Source organism: Streptomyces flavofungini (assembly GCF_041028215.1).
Taxonomy (GTDB): Bacteria; Actinomycetota; Actinomycetes; order Streptomycetales; family Streptomycetaceae; genus Streptomyces; species Streptomyces flavofungini_B.
This window is the reverse complement of the sequence record NZ_JASKYR010000242.1, coordinates 1-10,247: the sequence shown is the minus strand read 5'-3', so window position 1 is coordinate 10,247 and position 10,247 is coordinate 1. Positions and strand designations below refer to the sequence as shown.

The window sequence follows — 10,247 nt, the reverse complement described above, 5'->3', positions numbered from 1 at the left end:
GTACGATTCCTGGTGCGCGCGCACCAGACAGCGCCGCAGCCCCCTTCAGCAAGGAGAGACCGGTGTCAGACGTCCGTGTGATCATCCATCGCGATTCCGAGCGGGAAGAGCGCGTGGTGACGACGGGCACTACGGCCGCCGAGCTCTTCCCCGGTGAGCGCACCGTCGTCGCCGCCCGCGTGGCGGGCGAGCTGAAGGACCTGGCGTACGCCGTCGCCGACGGCGACGAGGTCGAGCCCGTGGAGATCTCCTCCGAGGACGGCCTGAACATCCTGCGCCACTCCACCGCGCACGTCATGGCGCAGGCCGTGCAGGAGCTCTTCCCCGAGGCCAAGCTGGGCATCGGCCCGCCCATCAGGGACGGCTTCTACTACGACTTCGACGTCGCCGAGCCGTTCACCCCCGAGGACCTCAAGCGCATCGAGAAGCGGATGCAGGAGATCCAGAAGCGGGGCCAGAAGTTCTCGCGCCGCGTCACCACCGACAACGACGCCCGCGAGGAGCTGGCCGGCGAGCCGTACAAGCTGGAGCTCATCGGCCTCAAGGGCAACGCGGCGAACGCCGCCGAGGGCGCGGACGCCGAGGTGGGCGGCGGCGAGCTGACCATCTACGACAACCTCGACGCCAAGACCGGCGAGCTGTGCTGGAAGGACCTCTGCCGTGGTCCGCACCTGCCCACCACCCGGAACATCCCCGCGTTCAAGCTGATGCGCTCCGCCGCCGCCTACTGGCGCGGCAGCGAGAAGAACCCGCAGCTCCAGCGCATCTACGGCACCGCATGGCCGTCGAAGGACGAGCTCAAGGCGCACCTGGAGTTCCTCGCCGAGGCCGAGAAGCGCGACCACCGCAAGCTCGGCTCCGAGCTGGACCTCTTCTCCTTCCCCGAGGAGCTCGGCCCGGGCCTCGCGGTCTTCCACCCCAAGGGCGGCGTGATCCGCAAGGAGATGGAGACCTACTCCCGCAAGCGGCACGAGGACACGGGCTATGAGTTCGTGAACACGCCGCACATCTCCAAGGAGCGTCTCTTCGAGATCTCCGGGCACCTGCCGAACTACTCGGACGGCATGTTCCCTGCCATCGAGTTCGACGAGCAGAACTACCGCCTCAAGGCGATGAACTGCCCGATGCACAACCTCATCTTCAAGGCGCGCGGCCGCTCCTACCGCGAACTGCCGCTGCGGCTCTTCGAGTTCGGCACGGTCTACCGCTACGAGAAGTCGGGCGTCGTGCACGGCCTGACCCGCTCGCGCGGCTTCACCCAGGACGACTCGCACATCTACTGCACCAAGGAGCAGATGGCGGGCGAGCTGGACTCCCTCCTCACCTTCGTCCTCGACCTGCTGCGCGACTACGGCCTGAACGAGTTCGAGCTGGAGCTCTCCACCCGCGACCCCGAGTCCGACAAGTTCATCGGCGAGGACGCGGAGTGGGAGGAGGCCACCGAGGCGCTGCGCCAGGCGGCCGCCAAGCAGGACCTCCCGCTGGTCCCCGACCCGGGCGGCGCCGCGTACTACGGCCCGAAGATCTCCGTGCAGGCCAAGGACGCGATCGGCCGGTCCTGGCAGATGTCGACCATCCAGGTCGACTTCCAGCAGCCCAAGCGGTTCGGCCTGGAGTACACCTCCTCGGACGGCACCAAGCAGCAGCCCGTCATGATCCACCGGGCGCTCTTCGGCTCCATCGAGCGGTTCTTCGCGGTGCTCCTGGAGCACTACGCGGGTGCCTTCCCGGTGTGGCTCGCCCCCGTGCAGGCGCTCGGCATCCCGATCGGCGACGCCCATGTGCCCTACCTCCAGGAGTTCGCCGCCAAGGCGAAGGAGCGGGGCCTGCGGGTGGACGTCGACGCGTCGTCGGACCGCATGCAGAAGAAGATCAGGAACGCCCAGAAGTCCAAGGTGCCCTTCATGATCATCGCGGGCGACGAGGACATGGCCAACGGCGCCGTCTCCTTCCGCTACCGCGACGGCTCCCAGGAGAACGGCATCCCGGCCGACGAGGCCATCGCCAAGATCGCCAAGGCCGTCGAGGACCGCGTCCAAGTCTGAGACGGGCACGGAGCGAGAGGCCCCCGAGGCGTGTCCTCGGGGGCCTCTCCCCGTACGGAGGTGCGGTTCCGCCCCGCCGACGCCTTCCGTACGGGTGAAGTCATATGCTGCACCTCATGACGAGTGAGCCGGAGCAGCAGATCGGAGTGGGGACGCAGGACGCGTTCCAGCGCCTGTGGACGCCCCACCGGATGGCGTACATCCAGGGCGAGAACAAGCCGACGGGCCCAGGGGCCGACGACGGCTGCCCCTTCTGCTCCATCCCGGCCAAGTCCGACGAGGACGGCCTGGTGATCGCGCGGGGCGAGCACGTCTACGCGGTGCTCAACCTCTACCCGTACAACGGCGGCCACCTGATGGTCGTGCCCTACCGGCACGTCGCCGACTACACCGGGCTGAACGCGCCGGAGACCGCCGAGCTCGGCGAGCTGACCAAGCAGGCGATGACCGCCCTGCGCACCGCCTCGGGCGCGCACGGCTTCAACATCGGCATGAACCAGGGCGCCGTGGCCGGCGCCGGTATCGCCGCGCATCTGCATCAGCACGTCGTGCCCCGCTGGGGCGGCGACACCAACTTCATGCCCGTCGTGGGGCACACGAAGGTGCTGCCGCAGCTCCTCGCCGACACCCGCAAGATGCTCGCCGACGCCTGGCCGGTCCAGGCCTAGGCCGGAGCGGCCGGTCGCGGCCCGGGGCGGCTCACGCGTCGTACACGTCCGCCTTCCTCGGCATCGGGTCCTGGATGGCCCCGCTGAGGAAGCCGGAGCGGGCACCGAACTTCTCGGTGTTCACGCCGTTCTCCTCAAGGACCTTGATCGCTGCCGAGTGCACCACGCGCAGCACGGGGGTGGCGGCGCGCAGCGCGTCGTCGGCCATGAAGCGGTGCCGCCACGGCTTGTCGGCCCAGGCGTGCCGCAGGCCGAAGGGCTCGGGCAGGACCAGCTTGCCGCCGATGTGGTCGAGGATCGGCGGATACCAGGTGAAGGGGGCGCGGACGGCGAGGCGCACCACCTCGTCGGCGTCGACCAGGGGCAGGTTGCGGGTGGTGGTCTCCCAGAACCTGATGGGCTTGGCGACCGTCTTGGTCCTGGGGGAGGGGCCGCTGGTGAAGAGCGAGTGCACGGGGCCGAGCGCGTGTCCGGTGACCTCGATGCGCAGCGTCTCGTGCAGCACGGTGACCGTGATGAGCATCGTGATGACCAGCTGGCCGTCCCAGAGGGTGAACTGCACACCCAGATAGTGCCGCTCGCCGCTGCCGAACTGCTGTTCGTTGCAGATCCGCTGGACCTCGTGGCCGCGGATCTGGAAGGCCTCCACGTCCGTGCCCGACGGACGGGACACCGCACCGGCGTTCTCCCCGATGGGGGAGACGATCCAGTGGTTTATCTGCGGGGCGGTGAAGCCGCCGGTGTGCAGCGGGCCGCGCTCCAGGAGGCGGAGCTGGTCGTGCACCGCGCGTATCACGTCCCAGCTGCGGAAGGGGTGGATCTCCTTGCCGTCCTCGGCGGGCGTCAGCTCTTCGGCGAGCTGCCAGCTGCCCCAGCGCGTGCCCATGCCCAGTATGCCCTTGGGGCCCGCGTAGAAGACGGAGTTGCTCTGCTGCTCGGCGGAGAGGCGCGCCAGGCCCTGGCGCAGCTGCTCGGCGGCCGTCTCGCCGGGGCTGCCCGGCACCGCCTCGGGGATCTTGGCACCGATGCCGCCGCCCGCGAGCAGGCCGGACCAGCGGTCCCGCAGGTCCTTGGCGGTGCGCTCGGCGATCTGCTTGGCCCAGAACCAGCCGACCACGGGCAGCACGATCGCCGCCCGCAGATACCAGGCCCAGAAGCCGCCGAACGGCAGCTTGATCAGGGCGATGGCGGCGAGCACGCCCACCGCGACCAGGACGGCCGTGGCGAGCGCGCCCGTCCTCTTGTTCTCGCTCTTGGCGACCTGGCGCCGGATGGTGAAGACGGCGAGCCAGACGATCAGGCCCGGCAGGAAGAGCACGCCGCAGAGCACCATCACGGCGGTGAGCCAGCTGTCGCGCTCCTTGCGGATGCGGTTGGCCGCGAGGCAGTGCTCCACGACCACCTGAGGCTCGGTGCCGAAGGACTGGATGAGCGGCTTGCGGCCGCCGCCGAGCATCCGCACCTGCACGGTCCGCGCGAACGCCTCGCCGAGGCTGGGCTTGGCCAGCGACCATATGCCCGGTTTCACCTCGGACTTGTGCCACTCGCTGTTGGCCTTGAGGATCTCGCCGACGTCGCTGTCGCGGTACGCCGCCGAGGCCAGGGCGTGCGTCGCCGCGGTCTGTCCCGCCGCGCCCGAGAGCGGGACCTGGGCCCCGGGCCTGAAGTCGAATACATCGTCCGCCACTGCCGCCCCCTTGCCGCGACGCCTTCGCTGCTGCGGCTCTTCCCGACTTCTCCGCCCGGCACACCTGTTGAGGTCCTGGGCCTGCGTTGATCAGGTCATCAATGTAACGGGGAGCACTGACATCCGTCAGCGGGGCCCGAGTTGCCGCCCGGCCGCGAGGGGCGCGGCGGGCGGCTTCGGCTGCTCGGGCGGCCCGCGAGGCGTCAACTAGGAAGCGGCCTCCGCCCGTTCGCGGATCTTCTCCGAGAGCTGCGGGGGCATCGGCTCGTGCCGCGCGTAGGCACGGCTGAAGCGCGCGGTGCCCTGGGACAGGGAGCGAAGGTCGACCGCGTACCGGCCGATCTCGATCTCCGGCACCTCGGCGCGCACCAGCGTCCGGCCGCCCGGCGCCTGCTCGGTGCCGACGACCCGGCCGCGGCGCCCGGACAGGTCGCTCATCACCGCGCCGACATAGTCGTCGCCGACGAGCACTCGTACCTCCGCGACCGGTTCGAGCAGGTGGATCCGCGCCCCGGCCGCCGCCTCGCGCAGCGCGAGCGCGCCCGCCGTCTGGAACGCGGCGTCGGAGGAGTCCACCGAGTGCGCCTTGCCGTCCAGGAGGGTCACGCGCACGTCGATCAGCGCGTACCCCGCGGCGACGCCCTTCGCCGCCTGGGCGCGCACGCCCTTCTCGACGGACGGTATGAACTGCCGGGGCACCGCGCCGCCGACCACCTTGTCGACGAACTCGATGCCGCTGCCGCCGGGCAGCGGCTCCACCTCGATCTCGCAGATCGCGTACTGGCCGTGACCGCCGGACTGCTTCACATGGCGCCCGCGGCCCCCGGACTTCCCGGCGAAGGTCTCCCGCAGGGAGACCTTGTGCGGCACCACGTCGACCTGTACGCCGTAGCGGCTGCGCAGGCGCTCAAGGGCGACGTCGGCGTGGGCCTCGCCCAGGCACCACAGGACCACCTGGTGGGTGTCCTGGTTGTGCTCCAGGCGCATCGTCGGGTCCTCGGCGACGAGGCGGGCGAGCCCCTGGCTGAGCTTGTCCTCGTCCGCCTTGCTGTGCGCCTGGATGGCGAGCGGCAGGAGCGGGTCGGGCATGTCCCAGGGCTCCATGAGGAGCGGGTCCTCCTTGGCGGACAGGGTGTCGCCGGTCTCCGCCCGGCTCAGTTTCGCCACGCACGCCAGGTCGCCCGCGACGCACCGGGTGAGGGTGCGCTGCTGTTTGCCGAAGGGCGCGGAGAGCGCGCCGATCCGTTCGTCGGCCTCGTGCAGGGCGCGGGCCTCGTGGCCGTGGTCGGTCAGGCCGTGGCCGGAGACGTGCACGGTCTCGTCGGGCCGCAGGGTGCCGGAGAAGACCCGTACGAGCGAGACGCGGCCCACGTAGGGGTCGGACGCCGTCTTGACCACCTCGGCGACGAGCGGGCCCGCGGGGTCGCAGGCCAGGGCGGGGCGGGCCGTGCCGTCCGGGGTGGTGACGGCGGGCGCCGGGTGCTCCAGGGGCGTGGGGAAGCCGCCGGTGATCAGTTCGAGGAGTTCGACGGTGCCGATGCCCTGGCGGGCGCCGTCCGCCGCGGGCGCCGCCGCGAGGACGGGGTGGAAGATGCCGCGGGCCACGGCCCGCTCCAGGTCGTCCACGAGTGACTTGTAGTCGAGGTCCTCGCCGCCGAGGTAGCGGTCCATGAGGGACTCGTCCTCGCTCTCGGCGATGATCCCCTCGATCAGTTTGTTGCGCGCCTCCTCGATCAGCGGGAGCTGGTCCGCGCCGGGCTCGGACTCCTTGCGTTCGCCCGACGCGTAGTCGAACACGCGCTGGGAGAGCAGCCCGACCAGGCCGGTCACGGGCGCGTGCCCGTCGGGGCCCTGTTCGCCGTGGAGCGGCAGGTAGAGCGGGAGCACGGCGTCCGGGTCGTCGGCGCCGAACGCCGCGGCGCAGGTCCGCGTCATCCCGGCGAAGTCCGCGCGGGCCGACTCCAGGTGCGTCACCACGATGGCGCGCGGCATGCCGACCGCCGCGCACTCCTCCCACACCATGCGGGTCGCGCCGGTGATGCCCTCGGCGCCCTCCGCCGCCGAGACGACGAAGAGGGCCGCGTCCGCCGCACGCAGACCGGCCCTCAGCTCACCGACGAAGTCGGCGTAGCCGGGAGTGTCGAGTAAGTTGATCTTGATGCCGTCCCATTCGACGGGCACCAGGGAGAGCTGGACCGAGCGCTGCTGGCGGTGCTCGATCTCGTCGTAGTCGGAGACGGTGCCGCCGTCCTCCACGCGGCCCGCCCTGTTCACCGCCCCCGCGGTCAGCGCGAGGGCCTCCACCAGAGTGGTCTTGCCCGATCCGCTGTGGCCGACCAGCACCACATTCCGTACGGACGCGGGGTGGTCGGCCGATGCTGCCCTGCCGGCGGCTCCGGGGTGTGCGTTCGCTTTGTCGCCCATGCCTTGGCCTCCCGGTCACGTGCACGGTGAGGAGGCTCAGCCCCCTCGGGGATGCTGGCTGCTCGCGGGCGCGCGGGGCCGGGTGCGGGGCGGCTCCGACGGCGCCCGTAGCGCTTCCGAGCTTTCCACCCGGGTCACTCTGCGTCCATACGTCGTACGCGATAGTGAGGGGGCGAGCCGGTCGGTGAGGGGCGTGACTACGATGGGCCAGCCGGTGGCCAACGGGGCCGTCCGGCGCACCGACCCCTCGGGAAGGCCATGCTGAACAAGTACGCGCGTGCATTCTTCACGCGTGTCCTCACACCGTTCGCCGCGTTTCTCATCCGCCGCGGGGTCAGCCCCGACGCGGTCACCTTCATCGGCACGGCCGGTGTGGTGGCGGGAGCGCTGGTCTTCTTCCCCAGGGGCGAGTTCTTCTGGGGCACGGTCGTCATCACGCTGTTCGTCTTCAGCGACCTCGTCGACGGCAACATGGCCCGTCAGCTCGGCCGCTCCAGCCGCTGGGGCGCCTTCCTGGACTCCACGCTCGACCGGGTGGCCGACAGCGCCATCTTCGGCGGCCTCGCCCTCTGGTACGCCGGTTCCGGCGACGACAACATCCTCTGCGCCGTGTCGATCTTCTGCCTGGCGAGCGGCCAGGTGGTCTCGTACACCAAGGCGCGCGGCGAGGCGATCGGCCTGCCCGTCGCCGTCAACGGCCTCGTGGAGCGCGCGGAGCGCCTGGTGATCTCGCTGGTCGCGGCGGGCTTCGCGGGCCTGCACAAGTTCGGCGTGCCCGGCATCCAGATCCTGCTGCCCATCGCCCTGTGGGTCGTCGCCGTCGGCAGCATGGTCACCCTCGTCCAGCGGGTCGTCACGGTGCGCCGGGAGTCCGCCGAGGCGGACGCCGCCGGGGGCGCCGCGCAGGAGAGCGAGCGGGCGCAGTGAGGGACCGCCTGACGGACGCGCTCTACGGCGCCGGCTGGAGCACCGTCAAGAAGCTCCCCGAACCGGCCGCCCAGCGGCTCGGCAGGACCATCGCCGACCTGGTCTGGAAGCGCCGCGGCAAGGGCGTGCTGCGCCTTGAGGCCAACCTCGCGCGCGTGGTGCCCGACGCCACCCCCGAGCGGCTCAAGGAGCTCTCCAGGGCGGGCATGCGCTCCTACCTGCGGTACTGGATGGAGTCCTTCCGGCTGCCGTCCTGGAGCAAGGACCGGGTGCGGCACGGCTTCGAGGCCACGGACCTGCACCACCTCACCGACGGCCTCGCCTCGGGCAAGGGCGTCATCCTCGCCCTGCCGCACCTGGGCAACTGGGACCTCGCGGGCGCCTGGGTCACCACGAAGCTGGAGACCCCCTTCACGACCGTCGCCGAGCGCCTGAAGCCCGAGACGCTCTACGACCGCTTCGTCGCCTACCGCGAGAGCCTCGGCATGGAGGTCCTGCCGCACACCGGCGGCTCCGCCTTCGGCACCCTCGCCCGGCGGCTGCGCGCGGGCGGCCTCGTCTGCCTCGTCGCCGACCGCGACCTCTCCGCGTCCGGTGTCGAGGTGAAGTTCTTCGGCGACACCGCGCGGATGCCGGCCGGGCCCGCGATGCTGGCCCAGCAGACCGGGGCGCTCCTCCTGCCGGTCACCCTCTGGTATGACGGGACCCCCGTCATGAAGGGCCGCGTCCATCCACCCGTGGACGTGCCCGAGACAGGTACGAGGGCCGAGAAGACGTCTGCCATGACACAGGCGCTGGCAGACGCCTTCGCCACCGGTATCGCCGACCACCCGGAGGATTGGCACATGCTGCAGCGACTGTGGCTCGCCGACCTGGAACCCCGCCCCGAGCAGTCACCGGCGGGGGAGGCGTCGTGAGGATCGGCATCGTCTGCCCGTACTCCTGGGACGTGCCGGGCGGCGTCCAGTTCCACATCCGCGATCTGGCGGAGCACCTCATCCGCCTGGGGCACGAGGTGTCCGTCCTCGCCCCCGCCGATGACGAGACCCCGCTCCCGCCGTACGTCGTGTCGGCGGGGCGCGCCGTCCCCGTGCCGTACAACGGCTCCGTGGCCCGGCTCAACTTCGGGTTCCTGTCGGCCGCGCGGGTGCGCCGCTGGCTGCACGACGGCACCTTCGACGTCATCCACATCCACGAACCGGCCTCGCCCTCGCTCGGCCTGCTCGCCTGCTGGGCGGCGCAGGGGCCGATCGTCGCCACCTTCCACACGTCCAACCCGCGCTCCCGGGCCATGATCGCCGCCTATCCGATCCTCCAGCCCGCCCTGGAGAAGATCAGCGCGCGCATCGCCGTGAGCGAGTACGCGCGCCGCACCCTGGTGGAGCACCTGGGCGGCGACGCGGTCGTCATCCCCAACGGCGTCGACGTCGGCTTCTTCGCCGAGGCCGAGCCGAAGCCGGAGTGGCAGGGCGAGACCATCGGCTTCATCGGCCGCATCGACGAGCCCCGCAAGGGCCTGCCGGTCCTCATGAGGGCGCTCCCGCAGATCTTCGCCGAGCGGCCAGGCGCCCGCCTCCTCGTCGCGGGACGCGGCGACGAGGACGAGGCGGTGGCCTCGCTCCCCGCCGGGCTCCGCTCCCGGGTGGAGTTCCTCGGCATGGTCAGCGACGAGGACAAGGCGCGGCTGCTGCGCAGCGTCGACCTGTACGTGGCGCCGAACACCGGCGGCGAGAGCTTCGGGATCATCCTGGTCGAGGCGATGTCCGCGGGCGCGCCCGTGCTCGCGAGCGACCTGGACGCCTTCGCCCAGGTCCTCGACCAGGGCGCGGCCGGTGACCTCTTCGCCAACGAGGACGCGGACTCCCTCGCCAAGGCGGCGGTGCGCCTCCTCGCCGACCCCGAGCGCCGCGCGGGCCTGCGCTCCCGCGGCAGCGCCCATGTGCGCCGCTTCGACTGGTCGACGGTGGGCGCGGACATCCTCGCGGTCTACGAGACGGTGACGGACGGCGCGGCCTCCGTGGCGGAGGACGACAGGACGGGGCTGCGGGCACGCTTCGGACTGGCGCAGCGGAGCTAGGGGCAGGAACGGCAGGACGCCCGGCGGCCCCGCTGTCGGGCGTCCATGAGGCCCCGGCCACCTCGCCCGTCGGGGCGCGGGCGCGCCGCGGGTAACGTTGCCGACCGTGACCTCGACACTGATCTGGATCGCCGTCGCGCTCTTCGCGATCGGCCTCTACCTGAGCTGGACGGCCGGACGTCTGGACCGCCTGCACGCCCGCATCGACGCGGCCCGCGCGGCCCTCGACGYCSASCTCSTGCGCCGCGCCTCGGTCGCCCAGGAGCTCGCGACCTCCGGAGTGCTCGATCCGGCCGCCTCGATCGTGCTCTACGAGGCGGCCGGATCGAGCACTCCGGAGGTCGCGAGCTCCTGGGCGACCGAGGCGCGGCGCAGGAGCTGGGCGTCGAGGGCCGCGCGGGCGCGCCGCGGGTAACGTT

At 71.6% G+C, this 10,247-nt stretch carries 7 protein-coding genes and 1 pseudogene; 6 read left to right on the top strand and 2 right to left on the bottom strand.

The genetic code is table 11. The features are described from left to right. Nucleotides 1–62: 62 nt before the first annotated feature. Together thrS and AB8Z36_RS18245 are read left to right on the top strand one after the other, a co-directional pair. Nucleotides 63–2,045 carry a threonine--tRNA ligase gene (gene thrS, locus AB8Z36_RS18250; protein ID WP_369214388.1) on the top strand — a complete coding sequence of 661 codons (1,983 nt, stop codon included), beginning with the start codon at nucleotides 63–65 and terminating at the stop codon, nucleotides 2,043–2,045. Between the two features lie 104 nt (nucleotides 2,046–2,149). After that, nucleotides 2,150–2,713, top strand: coding sequence for an HIT family protein (locus AB8Z36_RS18245; protein ID WP_369214387.1), 564 nt, complete (start codon nucleotides 2,150–2,152; stop codon nucleotides 2,711–2,713). Nucleotides 2,714–2,744: 31 nt separating this feature from the next. On the opposite strand, the gene AB8Z36_RS18240 is transcribed toward AB8Z36_RS18245, so the two are convergent. Then, nucleotides 2,745–4,400: a hypothetical protein gene (locus AB8Z36_RS18240; protein ID WP_369214386.1), complete on the bottom strand. Its 1,656-nt coding sequence runs from the start codon at nucleotides 4,398–4,400 to the stop codon at nucleotides 2,745–2,747. A 207-nt stretch (nucleotides 4,401–4,607) separates the two neighbouring features. After that, nucleotides 4,608–6,824, bottom strand: coding sequence for an elongation factor G-like protein EF-G2 (locus AB8Z36_RS18235; RefSeq protein ID WP_369214385.1), 2,217 nt, complete (start codon nucleotides 6,822–6,824; stop codon nucleotides 4,608–4,610). Between the two features lie 258 nt (nucleotides 6,825–7,082). On the opposite strand from AB8Z36_RS18235, the gene pgsA reads away from it, so the two are divergent. The 4 genes and pseudogenes from pgsA to AB8Z36_RS18215 all read left to right on the top strand — a co-directional run. After that, on the top strand, nucleotides 7,083–7,751 hold the full coding sequence (gene pgsA, locus AB8Z36_RS18230) for a phosphatidylinositol phosphate synthase (RefSeq protein WP_369214384.1): 669 nt from the start codon (nucleotides 7,083–7,085) through the stop codon (nucleotides 7,749–7,751). After that, entirely contained in the window at nucleotides 7,748–8,668 is a 921-nt protein-coding gene (locus tag AB8Z36_RS18225; protein ID WP_369214383.1) for a phosphatidylinositol mannoside acyltransferase, read from the top strand. The genes pgsA and AB8Z36_RS18225 overlap by 4 nt, the downstream gene beginning before the upstream one ends. Then, the gene (locus AB8Z36_RS18220; protein ID WP_369214382.1) at nucleotides 8,665–9,828 is read left to right on the top strand and encodes a glycosyltransferase family 4 protein; all 1,164 of its coding nucleotides are present in this window, start codon (nucleotides 8,665–8,667) and stop codon (nucleotides 9,826–9,828) included. The genes AB8Z36_RS18225 and AB8Z36_RS18220 overlap by 4 nt, the downstream gene beginning before the upstream one ends. Before the next feature lie 106 nt (nucleotides 9,829–9,934). Continuing rightward, nucleotides 9,935–10,201 (top strand): annotated as a pseudogene (locus AB8Z36_RS18215) (hypothetical protein); the annotation flags it as partial. Nucleotides 10,202–10,247 lie beyond the last annotated feature (46 nt).

Coding starts and splice junctions, on each gene's coding strand:
- pgsA (WP_369214384.1), top strand. CDS start 7,083: ATGCTGAACAAGTACGCGCGTGCATTCTTCACGCGTGTCCTCACACCG.
- AB8Z36_RS18235 (WP_369214385.1), bottom strand. CDS start 6,824: ATGGGCGACAAAGCGAACGCACACCCCGGAGCCGCCGGCAGGGCAGCA.
- AB8Z36_RS18245 (WP_369214387.1), top strand. CDS start 2,150: ATGCTGCACCTCATGACGAGTGAGCCGGAGCAGCAGATCGGAGTGGGG.